Annotated in this window: 19 protein-coding genes; 11 read left to right on the top strand and 8 right to left on the bottom strand. The window is 70.4% G+C overall.

What is annotated here, in order from left to right:
- Nucleotides 1-50 precede the first annotated feature (50 nt).
- Nucleotides 51-1,757 carry a lactate permease LctP family transporter gene (locus O1Q03_RS32175; RefSeq protein ID WP_269508579.1) on the top strand — a complete coding sequence of 569 codons (1,707 nt, stop codon included), beginning with the start codon at nt 51-53 and terminating at the stop codon, nt 1,755-1,757.
- 128 nt (nt 1,758-1,885) lie between these two features.
- Here the strand turns inward: O1Q03_RS32175 and O1Q03_RS32170 are convergent, their stop codons facing one another.
- The 5 genes from O1Q03_RS32170 to O1Q03_RS32150 all read right to left on the bottom strand — a co-directional run bounded on the left by O1Q03_RS32170 (nt 1,886) and on the right by O1Q03_RS32150 (nt 6,203).
- On the bottom strand, nt 1,886-2,647 hold the full coding sequence (locus tag O1Q03_RS32170; protein ID WP_269508577.1) for a M48 family metalloprotease: 762 nt from the start codon (nt 2,645-2,647) through the stop codon (nt 1,886-1,888).
- A 150-nt stretch (nt 2,648-2,797) separates the two neighbouring features.
- A complete protein-coding gene (locus O1Q03_RS32165; RefSeq protein ID WP_269508575.1) occupies nt 2,798-3,604 on the bottom strand; it encodes a glycosyltransferase family 2 protein in 807 nt (268 codons plus the stop codon).
- Nucleotides 3,605-3,729: 125 nt separating this feature from the next.
- Nucleotides 3,730-4,983, bottom strand: coding sequence for a chorismate transformation enzyme, FkbO/Hyg5 family (locus tag O1Q03_RS32160; RefSeq protein WP_269508573.1), 1,254 nt, complete (start codon nt 4,981-4,983; stop codon nt 3,730-3,732).
- A gap of 103 nt (nt 4,984-5,086) precedes the next feature.
- On the bottom strand, nt 5,087-5,803 hold the full coding sequence (gene fabG / locus O1Q03_RS32155) for a 3-oxoacyl-ACP reductase FabG (RefSeq protein WP_269508571.1): 717 nt from the start codon (nt 5,801-5,803) through the stop codon (nt 5,087-5,089).
- A 115-nt stretch (nt 5,804-5,918) separates the two neighbouring features.
- Nucleotides 5,919-6,203 carry a phosphopantetheine-binding protein gene (locus O1Q03_RS32150; protein WP_269508568.1) on the bottom strand — a complete coding sequence of 95 codons (285 nt, stop codon included), beginning with the start codon at nt 6,201-6,203 and terminating at the stop codon, nt 5,919-5,921.
- A gap of 570 nt (nt 6,204-6,773) precedes the next feature.
- Here O1Q03_RS32150 and O1Q03_RS32145 point away from each other — a divergent pair.
- The 10 genes from O1Q03_RS32145 to O1Q03_RS32100 all read left to right on the top strand — a co-directional run bounded on the left by O1Q03_RS32145 (nt 6,774) and on the right by O1Q03_RS32100 (nt 17,138).
- Nucleotides 6,774-7,418 carry a hypothetical protein gene (locus O1Q03_RS32145; RefSeq protein WP_269508565.1) on the top strand — a complete coding sequence of 215 codons (645 nt, stop codon included), beginning with the start codon at nt 6,774-6,776 and terminating at the stop codon, nt 7,416-7,418.
- A gap of 65 nt (nt 7,419-7,483) precedes the next feature.
- Entirely contained in the window at nt 7,484-9,241 is a 1,758-nt protein-coding gene (locus O1Q03_RS32140; RefSeq protein WP_269508563.1) for an AMP-binding protein, read from the top strand.
- Entirely contained in the window at nt 9,238-10,212 is a 975-nt protein-coding gene (locus O1Q03_RS32135) for an LpxL/LpxP family acyltransferase (protein WP_269508559.1), read from the top strand. The genes O1Q03_RS32140 and O1Q03_RS32135 overlap by 4 nt, the downstream gene beginning before the upstream one ends.
- Nucleotides 10,209-10,835: a LolA family protein gene (locus tag O1Q03_RS32130; RefSeq protein WP_269508556.1), complete on the top strand. Its 627-nt coding sequence runs from the start codon at nt 10,209-10,211 to the stop codon at nt 10,833-10,835. The genes O1Q03_RS32135 and O1Q03_RS32130 overlap by 4 nt, the downstream gene beginning before the upstream one ends.
- Nucleotides 10,835-13,324 carry an MMPL family transporter gene (locus tag O1Q03_RS32125; protein WP_269508553.1) on the top strand — a complete coding sequence of 830 codons (2,490 nt, stop codon included), beginning with the start codon at nt 10,835-10,837 and terminating at the stop codon, nt 13,322-13,324. The genes O1Q03_RS32130 and O1Q03_RS32125 overlap by 1 nt, the downstream gene beginning before the upstream one ends.
- Nucleotides 13,321-14,199: a polysaccharide deacetylase family protein gene (locus O1Q03_RS32120; RefSeq protein ID WP_269508550.1), complete on the top strand. Its 879-nt coding sequence runs from the start codon at nt 13,321-13,323 to the stop codon at nt 14,197-14,199. The genes O1Q03_RS32125 and O1Q03_RS32120 overlap by 4 nt, the downstream gene beginning before the upstream one ends.
- 63 nt (nt 14,200-14,262) lie before the next feature.
- Entirely contained in the window at nt 14,263-15,486 is a 1,224-nt protein-coding gene (locus O1Q03_RS32115) for a beta-ketoacyl-[acyl-carrier-protein] synthase family protein (protein WP_269508548.1), read from the top strand.
- Nucleotides 15,483-16,301 carry a beta-ketoacyl synthase chain length factor gene (locus O1Q03_RS32110; protein ID WP_269508546.1) on the top strand — a complete coding sequence of 273 codons (819 nt, stop codon included), beginning with the start codon at nt 15,483-15,485 and terminating at the stop codon, nt 16,299-16,301. The genes O1Q03_RS32115 and O1Q03_RS32110 overlap by 4 nt, the downstream gene beginning before the upstream one ends.
- Nucleotides 16,298-16,822 (top strand): hotdog family protein, encoded by a 525-nt coding sequence (locus O1Q03_RS32105; protein WP_269508543.1) that lies wholly within the window; start codon nt 16,298-16,300, stop codon nt 16,820-16,822. The genes O1Q03_RS32110 and O1Q03_RS32105 overlap by 4 nt, the downstream gene beginning before the upstream one ends.
- A gap of 22 nt (nt 16,823-16,844) precedes the next feature.
- A complete protein-coding gene (locus O1Q03_RS32100; RefSeq protein ID WP_269508540.1) occupies nt 16,845-17,138 on the top strand; it encodes a hypothetical protein in 294 nt (97 codons plus the stop codon).
- Nucleotides 17,139-17,238: 100 nt separating this feature from the next.
- On the opposite strand, the gene O1Q03_RS32095 is transcribed toward O1Q03_RS32100, so the two are convergent.
- The 3 genes from O1Q03_RS32095 to O1Q03_RS32085 all read right to left on the bottom strand — a co-directional run.
- On the bottom strand, nt 17,239-17,439 hold the full coding sequence (locus O1Q03_RS32095) for a hypothetical protein (protein ID WP_269508537.1): 201 nt from the start codon (nt 17,437-17,439) through the stop codon (nt 17,239-17,241).
- 109 nt (nt 17,440-17,548) lie between these two features.
- Nucleotides 17,549-18,292: an acetoacetyl-CoA reductase gene (gene phbB / locus O1Q03_RS32090; protein ID WP_269508535.1), complete on the bottom strand. Its 744-nt coding sequence runs from the start codon at nt 18,290-18,292 to the stop codon at nt 17,549-17,551.
- A gap of 227 nt (nt 18,293-18,519) precedes the next feature.
- Nucleotides 18,520-19,701, bottom strand: a 1,182-nt coding sequence (locus tag O1Q03_RS32085; RefSeq protein ID WP_269508533.1) for an acetyl-CoA C-acetyltransferase, incomplete at its 5' end; no start/stop codon positions are given.

Here is a 19,701-nt window from a genome sequence, read left to right as displayed (position 1 = left end):
CCCGTCCGTTTTCAAACCCGTACCCACAGAAATCCATGGAGGAGACACCCATGCAGGTTTGGCATCAGATCTACACCCCGCTCGGCAGCCTAGGGCTGTCGGCACTCGTCGCCGCAATTCCGATCATCTTCTTTTTCGTCGCGCTCGCCGCGCTGCGGATGAAGGGCCACGTCGCCGCCGCGATCACGCTGCTGCTGTCGCTCGGCGTCGCGATCCTCGCGTACGGCATGCCCGCGCCGCAGGCGCTCGCGGCGGCCGGCTTCGGCTTCGCGTACGGGCTGTGGCCGATCGCGTGGATCATCGTCGCGGCCGTGTTCCTGTACAAGATTGTCGTGAAGACCGGCCAGTTCGACGTCATCCGCGCGTCGGTGCTGTCGATCACCGACGACCAGCGGCTGCAGATGCTGCTGATCGGCTTCTCGTTCGGCGCCTTCCTCGAAGGTGCCGCCGGTTTCGGCGCGCCGGTCGCGATCACGGCCGCGCTGCTGGTCGGCCTCGGCTTCAAGCCGCTGCACGCGGCAGGATTGTGTCTAATTGCAAACACCGCGCCGGTCGCGTTCGGCGCGATGGGCATTCCGATCATCGTCGCCGGGCAGGTGACGGGCATCGACCCCATGCACATCGGCGCGATGGCCGGCCGCCAGTTGCCGCTGCTGTCGCTCGCGGTGCCGTTCTGGCTCGTGTTCATGATGGACGGGCTGCGCGGCGTGCGGCAGACGTGGCCGGCCGCGCTCGTCGCGGGCGGCAGCTTCGCGATCACGCAGTACTTCACGTCGAACCACATCGGGCCCGAGCTGCCGGACATCACGTCGTCGCTCGTCAGCCTGGTCGCGCTCGCCGCGTTCCTGAAGGTGTGGCAGCCGAGCAGCGCGAAGCAGACGGCCGGCGGCATCGTCGCGTCCGGCGGCGCCGTGGCGCTGGGCGGCCACGGTGCGGGCGGCCACGTTGCGGGCGCACGCATGAGCCGTCAGGCGTCGCCGTACACGCTCGCGCAGACCGTGCGCGCATGGTCGCCGTTCCTGATCCTGACCGCCGTCGTCACCGTGTGGAGCATCGCGCCGTTCAAGGCGCTGTTCGCCGCGCACGGCGCGCTGGCGTCGACCGTGCTGAAGTTCCACGTGGCGGGGCTCGACCAGCTGGTCGTGAAAACCGCACCGATCGCCGCGACGCCGAAGGCGCTCGAGGCCGTGCTGAAGATCGATCTCGTGTCGGCGGTCGGCAGCGCGATCCTCGTGACCGCGCTGATCTCGATGGCGCTGTTGCGGATGAAGCCGCGCGATGCGCTCGTCACGTTCGGCGAAACGCTCGCGGAGCTCACGCGCCCGATCCTGTCGATCGGCCTCGTGCTCGCGTTCGCGTTCGTCGCGAACTACTCGGGGATGTCATCGACGCTCGCGCTGATGCTGGCCGCGACCGGCGCCGCGTTCCCGTTCTTCTCGCCGTTCCTCGGCTGGCTCGGCGTGTTCCTGACGGGCTCGGACACGTCGTCGAATGCGCTGTTCTGCTCGCTGCAGCAAACGACCGCGCACCAGCTCGGCGTGCCGGAAACGCTCGCCGTCGCCGCGAACACGACGGGCGGCGTGACGGCGAAGATGATCTCGCCTCAGTCGATCGCGGTGGCCTGCGCGGCGACGGGCCTCGTCGGCAAGGAATCCGAGCTGTTCCGCTTCACGGTGCGCCATAGCCTGCTGTTCGTGGTGATCGTCGGCCTGATCACGCTCGTGCAGGCCTACGTGCTGCCGGGGATGGTGCCGTAAGCCGCGCCGTCGTTGCGCGCATCGCCGAAAAACGAAAACCCCACGCCCGAACGAGCGTGGGGTTTTTCTTCATCGTGCCGGACGCCGGGGCGGACCGCACCGGCGCCGCACGAGGCGATCAGCTGCGATCAGCTGCCCTTGGCGATGCGATCCTCGATGTGCTGCGCACGGCTCGTCGACGACGGGTGCGAGCTCATCATCGAGCTCTTGCCGCCATCGAGCTGCGCGAGCTTCTGGAACGCGGTGACGAGGCCCTTCTGGTTCATCTTCTTCTGCTTCATCAGGTCGAACGAGTAGTCGTCGGCCGCGCTTTCCTGCGTCTGCGAGAACTGCGCGTTGATGAACTTCTCGGTGATGTCGCCGAGCTGCGAACTCGTCAGTGCCGCGACGCCCGGCGAAGCCGCGCCGGCCGCGGTACGCGCCGCGCTGACCGCGTACGCCGTCTGCATCGCCTTCTTCGAATGGCCCAGTGCGACGTGGCCCATTTCATGACCGATCACGCCGCGCAATTCGTCGTCGTTCATCATGTCCATCAGGCCGCTGTACACCCGCACGCAACCGTTGCCCATCGCCCACGCGTTGACGTCCTTGGTCACGTAGACCTTGTAGTTGATCTTCTGGCCGTTCAGCGTCATGTCGCCGAAGCCCTTCATCACCTTCGTCAGACGCTTCGAGTACGCGCTGTTCGGTGCCGCGACCTTCGATTCCGCGTCGCTCGCCTTGCACGAGTCGTTCGACAGCGCGGCGATGTCCGCGTCCGACAGCGTCGCTGCCTTGAACAGGCTGGTCCCCGCCGACGTCAGGCTGTTCGCGTCGAGATTCTGTACCCCGCCGCACGCGCTCAACAGGAACGCCACGCCACATGCCGCCGCCGCTTTCTTGATATGCATCCCGGATCCCTCGGTAGTTGTATTTGGAAGCGAGGATTTTGCATAATTCGGCAGAAAATTACCAGCCGTTTACATCAGATGACAACTTTATTACTGCGCCGTTCGACACGCAATGCCCGATCGTCGGGCTGATTGATGACGAAAATGCAGTCAATCGCCGCGACCCGGCGACCGGCTGAGCGGAGCGCGCGACCGGCGGGTCAGCCGTCGCGCGACGAGCATCGGCAGCCGCGCGACGAAACCGGCGAACAGCCGCAGATGCATCCAGGCGAGCAGCGCGTTGTCGCGGCCATAGTGGAAATGCGACACGCCGCCCTCGTGCCGGCCGAAGTAGCGCACCGGCGCTTCGATGCGGATCGGCCGCACGCCGGCCCAGCACAGGCGCACGGCCGCTTCGGGATCGAAGTCGAAGCCGCGCATCCACGGCTGCCGGTGCATGATCGCGGCGAGCGGCGCGACGGGGTACACGCGAAAACCGTACAGCGAATCGCCGATCCCGGCCCACAGCGTCTCGAGGTCGGCCCACGCGTTCGACAGCCTGCGGCCCTGCACGCGCAGTTGCGGCGCGCTCGCATCGAACTTCGGCAGCCCGAGCACCATCGCGCCGGGCGCCGCCTGCGACGCGGCCATGAAGTCGGGAATCAGCTGGGCCGGATGCTGGCCGTCGGAATCCATCGTCAGCACGTGCGTGAAGCCGCTCGCGGCGGCCGCGTCGAGCCCGGCGAGCACCGCGGCGCCCTTGCCGCGGTTCTCCGGCAGCACGATCACGCGCAGCCCCGGATCGCGCTCGGCCATCGCCTGCAGCCGCTCGGCGCTGCCGTCGGTGCTGCCGTCGACGACGACCCACACCGGATTCCACTGCGCGCGGGCGTTGCGCACGGTCGTGTCGACCTTGGCGCCCGGGTTGTAGCTCGGAATCAGAACGAGATGGGTGGACGACGCGTGCAGCTTGGACATGGGAACGGCCGATTGCGAAGACGATGATCCTGACAAAAGTTTATGACCTGCGGGCGACCGCGGACAGGCTTCGTCGACGCCGCCCGCACGCGTCGACGGTTCGCGCAGCGACAGGCCCGCGCGCTTCACGACAACCGCTCCAGCGGATGCCCGGCGCTCGCCTCGATCTCGACCAGCAGATCGTCGCGGCACACGTGCGCGTGGACGAACAGCGGCCGCACGTCGCGGCCGGCCGCGGCGCGCAACTCGCGCTCGATCGCGGCGAGCGCCGCGGCATCGGCGGCGTCGCGCACGTAGACGCGATAGCTCAGGTCGGCGAGCGCGAACGGGCCGTGCCCCTGCCGCGCGGCCTGCTCGAGCACGGCGGCCAGGTTCGCGATGGTCTCGCGCGTCTGCGCGACGACGTCGCCGCGATGCACGGTGCGATGTCCGACGATGCTCGCGGTGCCCGACACGAACAGCAGCGGCCGCGCGTCGCCGCCGGCCCATGCCGCCGCGCGCGCGAACGTCGGCGCCCGCGGGCCGTACTCCGCCGGGTAGTGATACGCGCTGATCTGGCGCGGATTCTCGACCGGCTCGGCCGGCGTGCGGCTCGCGATGAAATGAATCGCGAGCGGCGCGGCCGGCGGCGTGTCGCCCGCGACCGGCACGACCGAGCCGAGCGCGCACGCGGCCGGCACGCTGCCCGTCAGCGCGCGCCGACACGCGTCGAATGCACGCTGGCGGCCGATATTGAACTGACGATAGCGCTCGATGCCGAACTGCTGCGCATTGATCGCCGGCACGGTATTCCAGATCCGCAGCGGATGCGCGATGCCGAGCGTATCGAGCACGTCGAACAGCGCGCGGTACGCATCGTGGGTCGCCCGTGCGAGCGGCGTGCCGCCGTCGCGATCCGCAGCGGTCACGGCGGTCGCTTCCTGCACGACGATGCTGCCGAACACGAGCCCGGCCGTTTCGCTGTAGCGGTACTGCAGCGCGCCGCGCCGTTCGCTGCGCAGGTCGTGCGCATCGCACTGCCAGATTTCGCAGACGGCACCGGCGCCTGCGTAGCCGCCGGCGTCGAGCAGCGCCATCTGCACCGGCGCAAGCGGCAGATCGGGGGCGGCATCGGTCAGCACGCGCGCCATCGCATCCGCCGACGCGCCGATGCACACCGCGCCGAGCGCGCCGGGAAACACCTGATCGAATGCGTCGCCGCGCCGTTGCGCGTCGTGCAGGAGCGCCGCGACGCGCGCGTGATCGATCTGGACGAGTCGCAGCGCATGATTGCCACCGTTCGCGGCGGCCCCGGCTGCCATGTGTCCGTGCGCGACCGCGGTCGTGGCGGACGATCGGGAACACGCTCGCCGTTCGGCGTCGACTGGATGCACTGACACTTCGATTTCCTCACTATGCGGCGCACGCTCGCGGCACCGCGGTTACGACGCGCCGCGTTGCGCGCCGTTGCGCCGCGTCACGCCGACGCGGCGCGCGTCGTCGTCATGCGAGCCCGCCGTTGACGGACAACACCTGCCCGGTCACATAGGCGGCCGCATCGGATACCAGATACGCGACCATCGCCGCGACTTCGTCGGGCCGGCCCGCGCGTTGCGCAGGCACGAGCTGCTTGATCCGGTCGGCGGGAAACGCGTGCTCGGCCATCGGCGATTCGATGATGCCGGGCGCGACCGCGTTCACGGTGATGCCGCGCGACGCCAGCTCCAGCGACAGCGACTTCGTCGCGCCGATCAGTCCCGCCTTCGCGGCCGCATAATTCGCCTGCCCGCGGTTGCCGGTCACGCCGGCGACCGACGCGATGTTGACGATCCGTCCGCGCCGCGTGCGGATCATCGGCAGCAACAGCGGCTGCGTGACGTTGAAGAACCCGTTGAGTGTCACATCGATCACGCTGCGCCACTGCTCGCGCGACATGCCGGCCAGCGGCGCGTCGTCGTGGATGCCCGCGTTGTTCACGAGGATCTGCACCGGCGCAGCGTCGATGAACGGCGCGAGCGCGGCGAGCGTCGCATCGGCGTTGGTCACGTCGAACGCGATGGCGTGCGCGATGCCGCCGGCCGCGACGATCTGCTGCGCGACCGCCTCCGCCTGCGCGCGATTGCGGTTCGCATGCACCCACACTTCATGGCCGGCCTGCGCGAGCGCCGTGCAGATCGCCTGCCCGAGTGCGCCGCTGCCGCCCGTTACGAGCGCCCGCATCGAATTGCTCCGTTCATCGCGTTCCCCCTCGATCGACGCGGCGGCGTGTCGCTCGGCGACCGCCGCCGCATGCCGTCATCCTGTGCGTATCGCGTCGCGCCCGCGCGCGCCGCCGTCACTTCGTGCGATGGGCGGCGACGTACGCGGCCAGCGCGCCGAGCGTCGCGAAGATCTGTTTGTTGTCCGGATTGTCCGAGCGCAGCTCGAAGCCGTACTTCTTCGAGATCAGCAGCGCGATTTCGAGGATGTCGATGGAGTCGAGCCCGAAGCCCTCGCCGTACAGCGGGGTCCCGGCCGTCACCGTGTCGAGCGGGACGTCTTCGAGATTCAGTTCGCCGATGATCAGCGTCGCGAGCTCTTGTTCCAGTGCGTTCATCATGCTTGTGGGCAGGCGGCCCATGGCAGCGGAAGGCCACCGGAAACGGCGACAGTCGTGCACGCCCGGCGCGTGCAGCTCTCCCGTCCCTCCAGCGTCTGCCGGCTTCCCCGCCTGCGTGTTTTGGGGATCGTTTGTAAAAGTTACGCGGATTCTAGACGATGGGTATCGGCCCGTATACCGCGAATGGTTACAGACTGAAGGGCCTCGCCGCGGCCCCGGCCCGCACCGGATCGGACGAGACGCTTGAGCCGCTGCGGATGTAAACGAATCGTCATCGGCAAGCGTTCGACCCAATGCCATACATTCGGTTACAAAACCCGGCCACGCCCGCTCCGAACCACGGTGCCGCGGCCCTAAAATGTGCGTGCACGACAGCCGGGCGGTCGCCCGTCCCGACCGCCATTCATATGATGTTTAACGGCCCGACGCCCGCGTCCGGGCCTCGATTCGTCCGATGTTTCCAGCCGCCATGCCGCGCCCCTTCGACCGTTCCGCCCAGCTTCGCTCGCCGCCTTGCTTGCCGCGTTGCCGCCATGCCGCAGCCGCAGCCGCGGGCAACGCGCGCGTGCCCGGCACGCATGGAGCGCGGGAATGAGCACGCCGCTGAACGTCGCGCGCGGCGTCGGCGCGGTCGGTGCGGTGGCGGCCTACCAGATCGGCGCGCACCATGCGGCCGCGACGCCCGGCGCGCATGGCTTCGGCCTCGCGATGGCGCTCGTGCCGCCGCTGCTGCTCGCGCTCGGCGCCGCGTTGCGCTCGCCGCGCCGCGCATGGCTGGTGCCGGCGTGGCTGGCGGTCGCCGTCGCGCTGTGGGCCGCACGCATGCCGCTCGCGCGGCATTTCGAATGGGGTTTGTATCTGGAGCACGCAAGCTTCAACCTCGCGATGGCGCTGCTGTTCGGCCGCACGCTCGCGGCCGGCGAAGTGCCGCTCTGCACGCGCTTCGCGACGATGATCCACGGCACGATCACGCCGGCCGTCGCACGCTATACGCGCCGCATCACGCTCGCGTGGACGCTGTTCTTCGTCGCGATCGCCGCGGTGTCGACGCTGATGTTCGCGAGCGCGCCGATCGTCGCGTGGTCGACCTTCGCGAACTACCTGTCGCTGCCGCTCGTCGCCGTGATGTTCGCCGCCGAGCATGCGTGCCGGCGCTTCGCGCTGCCCGACGACGCGCGGCCGCGGATGATCGACGCGGTGCGCGCGTACCGCGCGTCGACGCAGCCGTCACAATGAATTCACGACCGGCGCGGCAACGCCTCACGGCCGCACCGGTTACCGCCTTCCGTTTCCGTTGATTTATGCCGACTCACCCGCTGGTATTCCATTCCTCGCCGGACCAGACGATCGCCTGGCGCGACGGCACGCCCGTCACCGTGCGCGCGTTCGTCGCCGACGTCATGCGCGTGGCCGCCGCGCTGCCCGCCGGCGGCCACGTGTTCAACGTGTGCCGCGACCGCTACCGCTTCGCCGTCAGCCTGTGCGCGGCGCTCGTCGCCGGCAGGATCAGCCTGCTGCCGTCGACGCACACACCGGAAACGGTTCGCCAGCTCGCGTCGTTCGCACCGGATGCGTTCTGCCTGCACGACGCGCCGGACTGCACGATCGACCTGCCGCGCTTCGCGTATCCGGACGCCGCCCCCGCCGCGCTCGCCGACGACGCACACTTCGCGGTGCCGCAGATCGACGCGGCGCGGATCATGGCGTACGTGTTCACGTCCGGCTCGACCGGCGCGCCGGTGCCGCACCGCAAGACCTGGGGCTTCCTCGTCGGCTGCGTGCGCGCGGCGGCCGAGCGCCTCGGCCTGCTCGACGGCGACGCGGCCACGCTGATCGGCACCGTGCCCGCGCAGCACATGTACGGCTTCGAATCGACGGTGCTGCTCGCGCTGATCGGCGGCCTCGCGTTCAGCAACCGGCAGCCGTTCTACCCGGTCGACATTCGCGAGGAGTTGCGGGCCATCCCGCAGCCGCGCGTGCTCGTCACGTCGCCGATCCACCTGCGCGCGCTGCTGTCGGCCGGCCATGCGCTGCCGCCGGCCGCGCTCGTGCTGTCGGCCACCGCGCCGCTGTCGGAAAAGCTCGCGTGCGAAGCCGAAGCCGCGCTCGACGCGCCGCTCATCGAGATCTACGGCAGCACCGAGACCGGCCAGATCGCCACGCGCCGCACGTCGCGGGGCGCGACCTGGTCGTTGTTCCCGGGGATCCGGCTCGACGCACGCGACACGCCGGACACACCTGACACGCATGACGCGGCGGATCACCGCCACGCGAGCGACGACGGCGGGCCGACCGTGTGGGTGTCGGGCGGGCACGTCGAGACGCCCGTGCCGATGGGCGACGCGCTCGAACTGCTCGGCGACGGCCGGTTCCTGCTGCACGGCCGCAAGGCGGACCTCGTCAACATCGCCGGCAAGCGCACGTCGCTCGCGTACCTGAATCACCAGCTGAACGCGATTGCCGGCGTCGTCGACGGCGTGTTCTTCATGCCGGACGACACCGCGCCGGCCGACGGCGATGCCGACCGCGAATCCGTCACGCGTCTCGTCGCACTCGTGGTCGCGCCGACGCTTGCCGCATCGGAACTGCAGCGCGCGCTGCGCGAACGGATCGATGCCGCGTTCATGCCGCGCCCGCTCGTGTTCGTCGACGCGTTGCCGCGCAACGAAACCGGCAAGCTGCCGCGCGACGTGCTCGCGACGCTCGTCGCGCAGCACTCACGCAGCGCGGTGGCCGATGCGCGGCCGCTCGCGTTCACGATTCCCGCCGACCATCCGGCGCTGCCCGGCCATTTCCCCGGTCATCCGATCGTGCCGGGCGTCGTGCTGCTCGATCACGCGATCGCGGCACTCGGCGCGTCGCTGAACCGCCCGCTGCACACGTGGCGGCTCGCTTCCGCGAAATTCCTGAGCCCGGTCGCGCCCGGCGAACCGGTCGATCTCGCGTTCGATGCGGCGGCAGGCGGCGCGATCCGCTTCACGCTGCGGGTCGGCCCGCGCGATGTCGCGACCGGCATGCTGTCCGCACCGCCGGGCCCGCAGGACGGCGTGCAGCCATGAAACGCACCGCGTGGGCCGAGCACCAGGAGCGCAGCAACGCCGCGCTGCTGCGCGCGATGACGTGGATCTCGCTGCACTTCGGTCGACGGCCGTCGCGCGTGGTGCTGCACGCGATCGCCGCGTATTTCGTGCTGTTCTCGCCGGCCGCCTGCGCGGCGTCGCGCGACTATCTGCGCCGCGCGCTCGGCCGTCCCGCGCGCTGGCGCGACGTGTACCGCCACGTGTTCACGTTCGCGGCGACGATCCACGATCGCATCTACCTGATGAACGGCCGCTTCGACCTGTTCGACATCCGGCTGCACGGCGCGACGCGCGTCGACGACGCGCTCGCCGGCGGGCGCGGCGCGTTCCTGATGGGCGCGCACCTCGGCAGCTTCGAAGTCGTGCGCGCGATCGGCCGCACGCGCCCGGACCTGCGTGTCGTCGTCACGATGTATGAGAAAAACGCGCGCAAGATCAACGCGACGCTCGCCGCCGTGAACCCCGCCGCGAAGCCCGAGGTGATTCCGCTCGGGCAGGTCGATTCGATGCTGAAGGTGCGCGAGCGGCTCGACGCGAACTGCATGGTCGGCATGCTGGCCGACCGCACGCTGCTCGACGATGCGGCCGCGTCGCTGCGGCGGCTGCCGCTGCTCGGCGCGCCGGCCGCGTTTCCGCTCGGGCCGCTGTACATGGCCGCGATGCTGCGGCGTCCGGTGCTGTTCATGACCGGGCTCTACCGCGACGGTAACCGCTACGATGTGCACTTCGAGACGCTCGCCGACTTCTCCGACGTGCGCCGCGATGCGCGCGCGGCGGCCGTCGACGCGGCGCTCGCGCGCTACGTCGCGCTGCTCGACCAGTACTGCCGCGCGGCGCCGTACAACTGGTTCAACTATTTCGATTTCTGGCGGGACGCCGACGCTGCCGCGCACCGCGACGATGCGCGCGCACCCACCGAGCTGACCGCCACGAGGAACTCCGACGCATGACCGCCGTTCACCGCTCCCTGCTTCCGCTCGCGCTGCGCCGCGCGGTGCGAACGTTCGCCGTCACGGCCGCCGTCGTGCTGGCCATGCCCGCGCATGCCGCCGACACCGGTTCGGCGTGGACGCTCGACCGGCTGATGTCGACGCTCGCGCAGCACAAGTCCGGCCGCGCGACGTTCACCGAGACGAAGACGCTGTCGATCGCCGCGCAACCGGTCGAATCGTCGGGCGAACTCGTGTTCGTCGCGCCCGACCATCTCGAGAAGCACACGCTGAGCCCGAAGCCCGAGCATCTCGTCGTCGACGGCGACATGCTCACCGTCGAGCGCAACAACCGCAAATACACGCTCGCGCTGTCGCGCTACCCGGAACTCGGCGCGTTCATCGACAGCATCCGCGCGACGCTCTCCGGCAACCGCTTCGCGCTCGAGCAGGTCTACAAGGTCGCGCTCGCCGGACGCGGCGACGACTGGACGCTGACGCTCACGCCGCTCGATTCGCGGATGCTGAAGGTGGTCAGCACGATCACGCTCGACGGCACGCGCGACGTGTTGCGCAGCGTCGCGATCCGGCAGGCCGACGGCGACCATTCGGTGATGCGCCTGCAACCCGTTGCCGCGAACTGATGGACCAACGCACCCGGCCGCCCGCCCCCGTCGCGCGCCGCGCGCCCGCGTGGCGGCAGCGCGCCGTGCTCGTGTGGCTGCTCGCGCTCGTCGCATGCGGGATCGCCATCGCCCGCGCGCACTTCACGGCCGACCTGTCCGCGTTCCTGCCGCGCGCGCCGAGCGCCGGGCAGCGTGTGCTCGTCGACCAGTTGCGCGACGGCATCGTGTCGCGGCTGATCCTCGTCGCGATCGACGGCGGCGACGCGACCACGCGCGCCGCGCTGTCGCGGCGCGTGGCAGGCACGCTGCGCGCGGACCGGCAATTCTCGGCGGTCAACAACGGCGAAGCCGTGAACGACGCGCGCGACCAGCAGTTCGTGTTCGACCATCGCTACCTGCTGAGCCCGACGGTCACGCCGCAGCGCTTCAGCGCCGACGGGCTGCATCAGGCGCTCGGCAACAGCCTCGACTTGCTCAGCTCGTCGGCGGGCCTCGTCGCGAAGGCAATGCTGCCGCGCGACCCGACCGGCGAAGTCAGCGCGCTCGTCGACCAGCTCGACAGCGGCGCGCAGCCGGCCATGCGCGACGGCGTGTGGGCGTCGCGCGACGGCACGCGCGCCGTGCTCGTCGTGCAGACGGCCGCCGCCGGCTCCGACACCGACGCGCAGGCGCGCGCGATCGACGCGGTGCGCCGCGCGTTCTCCGCCGCGACGCAGGCGCTGCCGAACCCGGCCGCGTACACGCTCGCGATGACGGGCCCCGGCGTGTTCTCGGTCGACACGCGCGACACGATCCGGCACGACGTCGAGCGGCTGTCGACGGCGAGCGTCGTGCTGATCGTCGCGCTGCTGCTCACGCTGTATCGCTCGCCACGCACGCTCGCGCTCGGGCTGCTGCCGGTGCTGACGGGCGTCGCGGTCGGCATCGCCGCGGTCAACATCGCGTTCGGCACGGTCCACGGGCTGACGCTCGGCTTCGGCACGACGCTGATCGGCGAAGCCGTCGACTATTCGATCTACCTGTTCGTGCAATCGGCGCCGCATGCGGCACGCGGCGCCGATCGGCCCGCCGACGCGACGCGCGCGTGGATCGCCGCATACTGGCCGACGATCCGGCTCGGCGTGCTGACGTCGGTGTGCGGCTTCGCGTCGATGCTGTTCTCGGGCTTCCCCGGCCTCGTGCAGCTCGGGCTGTATTCGATCGCCGGGCTGACGTCGGCCGCGCTCGTCACGCGCTTCGTGCTGCCGCACCTGCGCGGCGGGCACGTCGCGATTCGCGACGTGTCGCGCGTGGGCGCCGTGCTCGCACGCGCGGCCGCTGCGGCGCCGCGGCTGCGCTGGCCGCTCGCCGTGCTCGTGCTCGCCGCATGCGCGGCGCTCGTGCTGCATCGAGGCGGCCTGTGGAGCCGCGAGCTCGCCGCGCTGAGCCCCGTTCCGGCCCGCGCGCAGGCGCTCGATGCGCGCCTGCGTGCCGACGTCGGCGCCCCCGACGTGCGCTACCTCGTCGTGATTTCCGCGCCGACCGAGCAGGCTGCGCTCGAGCGCGCGGAAAAAGTCGCCGCGCAATTGCAGCCGCTCGTCGATCGCGGTGCGCTCGCGGGCTTCGAAAGCCCCGCGCGCTACCTGCCGAGCGACGCTGCGCAGCGCGCGCGCCAGGCGAGCCTGCCGGCGCCCGACATGCTCGCCGCAAGGATGCGCGACGCGGTCGAGAACCAGCCGATCACGGTCAAGCCCGAGCGGTTCGCGCCGTTCATCGCCGACGTCGACGCCGCGCGTGACGCGCCGCTGCTCACGCGCGCGGATCTGCGCGGCACGTCGATGGCGCTCGCCGTCGACGCGTTGCTGACCGAGCGCGCGGGCCGCTGGAGCGCGATGCTGCCGCTGCGCGCACCGGACGTCGCGCGCACCGCCACGCAGCCGGCGCCCGCACTCGATGCCGCGCCGATCCGCGCGGCCGTCGCGCGCGCCGGCGTGCCCGATGCGCTGTTCGTCGACATGAAGGCCGAAGCCGATCGCCTGTACGTGGACTACGTGCGCGAGGACATCCGGCTGTCGCTCGCGGGCTTCGCGGCAATCGCCGTGCTGCTGCTGATCGCGCTGCGCTCGCCGCGACGTGTCGTGCGCGCGCTCGCGCCGCTCGTCGCGGCCGTGCTGGTGGTGGCCGCCGGCTTCGCGCTCGCCGGCGTGCAACTGACGATCCTGCACCTCGTCGGGATGCTGCTGATCGTCGCGGTCGGCTCGAACTACGCGCTGTTCTTCTGCAAGCGCGACGACGCGCAGCCGGTCGCACCGTCCACGCTCGTATCGCTGCTGATCGCGAACCTCGCAACCGTCACCGGCTTCGGGCTGCTCGCGCTGTCGCGCGTGCCGCTGCTCGAAACCTTCGGGCTGACCGTCGGCCCCGGCGCGATGCTGGCGCTCGCGTTCGCGGCGATTCTCGCGCCGCACACGCGGCGCACGGCGCACACCGGTAGCCCGCATCCGCTTCCGACTGGAGATCGTGCATGAACGCGCGTTCATCCGCTTCGTCCGTTGACGACGCACGCCGCTGGAAGCCGACGCCGCTGATTGCCGGCACGGCCGCGCTGCACGTCGGCGCGCTCGCGGCCGTGGTCGCGCAGCCGGCCGCGTGGACGTGGGCCGCCGGCGGCGTGGTCGCGTCGCATCTCGCGCTGACCGCGGCCGGCCTGTGGCCGCGCAGCACGCTGCTGGGCCCGAACTGGACGCGCCTGCCCGCCGGCGCCGGCCGCCGCATCGCGCTGACGATCGACGACGGCCCGGACCCGGACGTCACGCCGCGCGTGCTCGACCTGCTCGACCGCCACGATGCGCGCGCCACCTTCTTCTGCATCGGCGATCTCGCGCGCCGCCATCCGCGGTGGATCGAAGCGATCGTCGCGCGCGGCCATGCGATCGAGAATCACAGCGAGCGGCACCGGCATACGTTCTCGCTGTCGGGGCCCGCCGCACTGCGGCGCGAGATCGCGGCCGCGCAGCAGACGCTGACCGACATCGCCGGCACGCGCCCGCGGTTCTTCCGCGCGCCGGCCGGCCTGCGCAATCCGTTTCTCGAACCGGTGCTGTGCGAGCTCGGCCTGCAGCTCGCGAGCTGGACGCGGCGCGGCTTCGACACGCGCGCGCACGACGCAGGCACCGTCGCGCGCCGCCTGCTGAAAGGCCTCGCACCGCGCGACATCCTGCTCGTGCACGACGGCCACGCGGCCCGCGATGCACGCGGCGAGCCGGTCGTGCTCGACGTGCTGCCGACGGTGCTGCGCGCGGCCGCCGACGCGCAGTTGCACTGGATCACGCTGCGTGCCGCACTCGAGCCCGAACCGCCCGGCCGGACGGGCGTCGCGGCACCGCCGTTTGATAAAATCTGACCACGCCCGGCGCGCCCGCGAGCCTCGCCGCGGCGCCCGTTCCGGCCACCGGATGCGACCTTCGTGAAACCTCTCCTGCTCTCGCACTTCACCGCCACCAGCTGCATCGGCCGCGGCCTCGACGCGACGCTCGACGCACTGCGCAATGCGCGCGGCGGCCTCGTGCCGTGCAACTTCGAACGCGCCGCTCTCGACACCTGGATCGGCGCCGTGGACGGCGTCGATGCGCAGCCCGTGCGCGCGGATCTCGCCGACTTCGACTGCCGCAACAACCGCCTCGCGCAACTCGGCCTTCTGCAGGACGGCTTCGACACGCACGTCGCGGCGGCCGTCTCGCGCTACGGCGCGGCGCGCGTCGGCGTGTTCATCGGTACGAGCACGTCCGGGATCCTCGAGACCGAGCGTGCGTACGCGCATCGCGATCCGGCGAGCGGCGCGCTGCCGGCCGGCTTCCGCTATGCGCACACGCACAATCCGTATTCGGTCGCCGCGTTCGTGCGCGCGTATTTCGCGCTGCGCGGGCCCGCCACGGCGATTTCGTCCGCATGCTCGTCCGGCGCGAAGGTGTTCGGCTCCGCGCGCCGGATGATCGACGCGGGACTGATCGACGCGGCCGTCGTCGGCGGCGTCGATTCGTTGTGCCTGACGACGCTGTACGGCTTCAATTCGCTCGAACTGTTGTCGCGCCAGCCGTGCCGGCCGTTCGACGTCGCGCGCGACGGCATCTCGATCGGCGAGGCGGCCGCGTTCGCGCTGCTCGAACGCGTGCCCGATTCGCCCGCCGCGCGCGACGACGAAGCGATCCTGCTGCTCGGCATCGGCGAATCGAGCGACGCGCACCACATGTCGTCGCCCCATCCCGAAGGGCTCGGCGCGCGGATCGCGATCGAGCAGGCGCTCGCATCGGCCGGCCTCGACGCGAGCGGCATCGACTACGTGAACCTGCATGGCACCGCCACACCGAGCAACGATGCTGCCGAAAGCCGCGCCGTCGGCGCACTGCTCGCGCGCACGCCGTGCAGCTCGACCAAGGGCGCGACCGGCCACACGCTCGGCGCCGCCGGTGCGCTGGAAGCCGTCGTCGCCGCGCTCGCGTTGCGCGAGCAGTTCGTGCCGGCCGGCGTCAACACGACGCACCCCGACCCGGCGCTGGCCGCCGATTACGTGCTCGCCAGCCGCGACGCGCGCATCCGCGTGGTCCTGTCCAATTCGTTCGGCTTCGGCGGCACGAATTGCAGCCTGATCTTCGGCCGCGCCGAGGCTGCCAACCGCCGGGAGCCGACATGATGCTGACCGCCTTCATCGAAAGCGTCGGCCTGATCGGGCCGGGACTGACCGACTGGCCGCATGCGGCCGACGTGCTCGCGGGGCGCGCAGCCTATGCGAGCGAGCGCACCGTGCTGCCGCCGCCGGCCGGCCTGCCGAGCGCGGAACGCCGCCGCACCGGCCCCGTCGTGCGCGTCGCGCTCGCGGTCGGTCACGCAGCCGCGGCCGCGAGCGGGCGCGACGCAGCCACGCTCGCGACCGTGTTCAGCGCATCCGGCGGTGACGGCCAGAACTGCCACGCGATCTGCGAAACACTCGCCGGCGACGATCGCCAGCTGTCGCCCACGCGTTTCCACAACTCGGTGCACAACGCGCCCGCCGGCTACTGGAGCATCGCGGCGCGCGCGATGGCGACGTCGAACGTGCTGTGCGCGCACGACGGCAGCTTTTGCGCGGGCCTGCTCGAGAGCCTGTGCCAGGTCGTGGTCGACCGCGTTCCGGCACTGCTGATCGCGTACGACACCGACTATCCGGAGCCGCTGCACGCGGTGCGGCCGATCGTCGATGCATTCGGCGTCGCGCTCGTGCTCGCGCCCGACGCGACCGATCGCACGCTCGCACGCATCGACGTGCAGCTGACCGACGCACCGGCGACCACGCTCGCGAACGCCGAATTCGAAGCGCTGCGCAAAGGCAATCCGGCCGCACGCGCGCTGCCGCTGCTCGACGCGCTCGCTGCGCGGCGCGCGGCGCGTGTCGTGCTCGACTATCTGCCTGATACGCGCGTGCAGGTCGATGTCGCGATGCTCGATACCGCCGCGGAGCACGCGCAATGAGCGCGCCCGTATCGACACCGATGCCGACGCTCGATCGCGCGTGGATCGCCGCGCATATCCCGCACGACGGCGCGATGTGTCTGCTCGATCGCGTCGACGCGTGGGATGCCGCACGAATCCGCTGCAGCGCGACGAGCCATCGCGATCCGCACAATCCGCTGCGCGCGCAAGGCCGGCTCGCGTCGGTCTGTGGAATCGAATATGCGGCGCAGGCGATGGCCGTGCACGGCGCGCTGCTCGGCACGCAGCAGCCGGAGCAAGCAGAGCATGCGCGCACGCGCGTCGGCTATCTGGCGAGCGTGCGCAACGTCGATGCGTTCGTCGACCGGCTCGACACGCTCGAGCTGCCGCTGACCATCGACGCCGAGCGCATCGGCGGCGACGGCCGCTCCGTGCTGTACGGCTTCGCGCTGCGCTGCGGCGAGCGCATGCTGCTCAGTGGCCGTGCCGCCGTGATGCTCGATGCATCGGCGGCCGGCGCATTTCGTCCGTCGCCGGCCGGCGACGCCGATCCCCGATGAATTTGCCCAAGGAAATCAGGTCGTGAAAGCACGTCAGTTCATCAGCACCGCGCTCGTTCTTGCGCTGATCAGCCCGATCGCGCACGCGGACATGTCCGAAGTGAAGCAGGACATCAAACGGGATTCGAAGGAAGCCGCTCACAAGACCGGCGAGGCCGCGCGCGGCTTCGGCCATGCGACCGCGAGCGCCGCGAAGACGGTCGGCCACGGCATCGCGCATGCGTCGCGCGAAGGCTGGAATGCCACCAAGCGCACGACGAAACGGATCTTCCACAAGAACGATTCGGGCGAAGGCGCGCAGACGAAGAGCGATTGAACGCGGGCGCAACGCGCATCGCCGGGCGGATGCGCGAGATGGGGGATACGAAGCACGAGGTGCGGCACGGCGTGCGCATCGCGCCGCCGTACCGCCGCCGTCATCGCGCGCCGCTGCGGGAGCGGCGCGCCGGCCCGCGCGCGAGGCGCTTGCCGTACGCGAAGAACCAGCAATCGCGATGATCGAAGTTGCGCAGCAGCCGCGCGCGGCGCCGCTCCAGCCAGTGAAGCGCGATCGCCATCGTCAGCGCGATGGTCAGTGCCGAGCTGCCGATCACGAGTCCCATCCAGGTGTCGCCCATGCGTCCTCCGGAATGCGAGGCCGGTGCTGCGCGCGTGCGCGCCGCCCCGGCGCTGGATACAGCGGGAGCGCGGCCCGGCGACGCGCGAGCGCCGTCGGGCCGCCGCGCGTCACTGCATGTGCTGGCCGCCGTTGATCGCGATATTGGAGCCCGTCACGAAGCCGGCTTCGTCCGAGCAGAGATACGCGACCAGCGCGGCGACTTCCTCCGGCTGACCGAGCCGTCCCGCCGGAATCTGCGGAAGGATCTTCGTATCGAGGATGTCCTGCGGGATCGCCGTCACCATCTTCGTCGCGAGGTAGCCCGGCGACACCGTGTTCACCGTCACGCCCTTGCGCGCAACCTCGAGCGCGAGCGACTTGGTGAAGCCGTGCATGCCGGCCTTCGCGGCCGCATAGTTGGTCTGGCCCACCGAACCCTTCGAGCCGTTGACCGACGAGATGTTGACGATACGCCCCCAACCGCGCTCGACCATGCCGTCGCAGACCGGCTTCGTCATGTTGAACACGGAATCGAGGTTGGTGCGGATCACCGCATCCCAGTTCACCTTGTCGAGCTTGCGCATCGTCATGTCGCGCGTGATGCCCGCGTTGTTCACCAGAATGTCGACCGCGCCGACGTCCCGGGCGACCTTCTCGATGCACTGCTGGCACGAGTCGTGATCGGCCACGTCGACCGGATACGCGTGGAACGCCCGGCCGGCCGCGTGCATCTCGGTCAGCCAGCGATCGGCGCCGGTATTGCTCGGCGAATACGTGACGACGACCTGGTGACCCGCATCGTGCAACCGGATGCTGATCGCTTCACCAAGCCCCCCCATCCCACCTGTCACAACTGCAATTCGCTTAGTCATCCTATTATTTACCGACAAAGAAATTAATCAATGGTGCGAAGCGACGGCATGGCACATGCTGCCGCCCCACCGCTGCGATGCGCAGCCGCCCTTTGCGGGCGGGCGCGCACCGGAACATCACGCTTGTTGTTGGCTGCTTGTTGCGCGAGAAAACCGCTTCGCGCGTGTGCGGCGCAGGCCGGCGCCGCACACGTACGATATCGTCAGACCCGTGCGCGCGGCCCTGCTCACGCGCGTTCGACCGCGAGTGCGACGCCCATCCCGCCGCCGATGCACAGCGACGCCAGCCCGCGCTTCGCGTCGCGCTTGACCATCTCGTGCAGCAGCGTGACCAGGATCCGGCAGCCCGATGCGCCGATCGGGTGGCCGATCGCGATCGCGCCCCCGTTCACGTTCACCTTCGACGTGTCCCAGCCCATCTGCTTGTGCACCGCCAGCGCCTGCGCCGCGAATGCCTCGTTGATTTCCATCAGGTCCAGGTCGCCCGGCGTCCAGCCCGCGCGCTCCAGCGCACGGCGCGACGCCGGCACCGGGCCCATGCCCATCACGCTCGGATCGACGCCCGCGTTCGCGTATGCCTTGATCCGCGCCAGCGGCGTGAGGCCAAGAGCCGCCGCCTTCTGCGCCGACATCACCAGCACCGCCGCCGCGCCGTCGTTCAGGCCCGACGCATTCGCGGCCGTCACCGAGCCGTCCTTCGAGAACGCCGGCTTCAGGCCCGACAGCGATTCCGCCGTCACGCCGTGACGCACGAATTCATCGGTCGCGAACTGCAGCGGCTCGCCCTTGCGCTGCGGAATCGACACCGGCACGATCTCGTCGTTGAAACGGCCGGACTTCTGCGCGGCTTCCGCCTTGTTCTGCGACAGCGCGGCGAATGCGTCCTGCTCTTCGCGCGTGATCCCGTATTCCTTCGCGACGTTCTCCGCCGTGATGCCCATGTGGTACTGGTTGTACACGTCCCACAGGCCATCGACGATCATCGTGTCGACCAGCTTCGCGTCGCCCATCCGGAACCCGTCGCGCGAGCCCGGCAGCACGTGCGGCGACGCGCTCATGTTTTCCTGACCGCCTGCGACCACGATCTCCGCGTCGCCCGCGACGATCGCGTTCGCCGCCAGCATCACGGCCTTCAGGCCCGAGCCGCACACCTTGTTGATCGTCATCCCCGGCACTGCATTCGGCAGGCCGGCCTTGATCAGCGACTGGCGCGCCGGGTTCTGCCCCGAGCCGGCCGTCAGCACCTGACCCATGATCCCTTCGCTCACCTGATCGGGCTTCACGCCCGCGCGCTCCAGCACCGCGCGGATCACCGTGGCGCCCAGTTCCGGTGCTGCAATCTTCGCAAGCGAGCCGCCGAATTTGCCGACCGCGGTCCGCGCGGCCGATACGATCACTACGTCCGTCAT

The organism is Burkholderia sp. IMCC1007 (assembly GCF_027257875.1).
GTDB lineage: Bacteria > Pseudomonadota > Gammaproteobacteria > Burkholderiales > Burkholderiaceae > Burkholderia.
The sequence above is the reverse complement of the archived record's forward strand: the minus strand, read 5'-3'. Positions and strand labels throughout refer to the sequence as shown.

Excerpts from the sequence above, each read along its gene's own strand:
- O1Q03_RS32105 (WP_269508543.1), top strand. The coding sequence starts at position 16,298 with ATGAGCGCGCCCGTATCGACACCGATGCCGACGCTCGATCGCGCGTGG.
- fabG (WP_269508571.1), bottom strand. The coding sequence starts at position 5,803 with ATGCGGGCGCTCGTAACGGGCGGCAGCGGCGCACTCGGGCAGGCGATC.
- O1Q03_RS32095 (WP_269508537.1), bottom strand. The coding sequence starts at position 17,439 with ATGGGCGACACCTGGATGGGACTCGTGATCGGCAGCTCGGCACTGACC.
- O1Q03_RS32110 (WP_269508546.1), top strand. The coding sequence starts at position 15,483 with ATGATGCTGACCGCCTTCATCGAAAGCGTCGGCCTGATCGGGCCGGGA.
- O1Q03_RS32165 (WP_269508575.1), bottom strand. The coding sequence starts at position 3,604 with ATGTCCAAGCTGCACGCGTCGTCCACCCATCTCGTTCTGATTCCGAGC.
- O1Q03_RS32120 (WP_269508550.1), top strand. The coding sequence starts at position 13,321 with ATGAACGCGCGTTCATCCGCTTCGTCCGTTGACGACGCACGCCGCTGG.
- phbB (WP_269508535.1), bottom strand. The coding sequence starts at position 18,292 with ATGACTAAGCGAATTGCAGTTGTGACAGGTGGGATGGGGGGGCTTGGT.
- O1Q03_RS32150 (WP_269508568.1), bottom strand. The coding sequence starts at position 6,203 with ATGGGCCGCCTGCCCACAAGCATGATGAACGCACTGGAACAAGAGCTC.
- O1Q03_RS32145 (WP_269508565.1), top strand. The coding sequence starts at position 6,774 with ATGAGCACGCCGCTGAACGTCGCGCGCGGCGTCGGCGCGGTCGGTGCG.
- O1Q03_RS32130 (WP_269508556.1), top strand. The coding sequence starts at position 10,209 with ATGACCGCCGTTCACCGCTCCCTGCTTCCGCTCGCGCTGCGCCGCGCG.
- O1Q03_RS32125 (WP_269508553.1), top strand. The coding sequence starts at position 10,835 with ATGGACCAACGCACCCGGCCGCCCGCCCCCGTCGCGCGCCGCGCGCCC.
- O1Q03_RS32175 (WP_269508579.1), top strand. The coding sequence starts at position 51 with ATGCAGGTTTGGCATCAGATCTACACCCCGCTCGGCAGCCTAGGGCTG.
- O1Q03_RS32135 (WP_269508559.1), top strand. The coding sequence starts at position 9,238 with ATGAAACGCACCGCGTGGGCCGAGCACCAGGAGCGCAGCAACGCCGCG.
- O1Q03_RS32170 (WP_269508577.1), bottom strand. The coding sequence starts at position 2,647 with ATGCATATCAAGAAAGCGGCGGCGGCATGTGGCGTGGCGTTCCTGTTG.
- O1Q03_RS32140 (WP_269508563.1), top strand. The coding sequence starts at position 7,484 with ATGCCGACTCACCCGCTGGTATTCCATTCCTCGCCGGACCAGACGATC.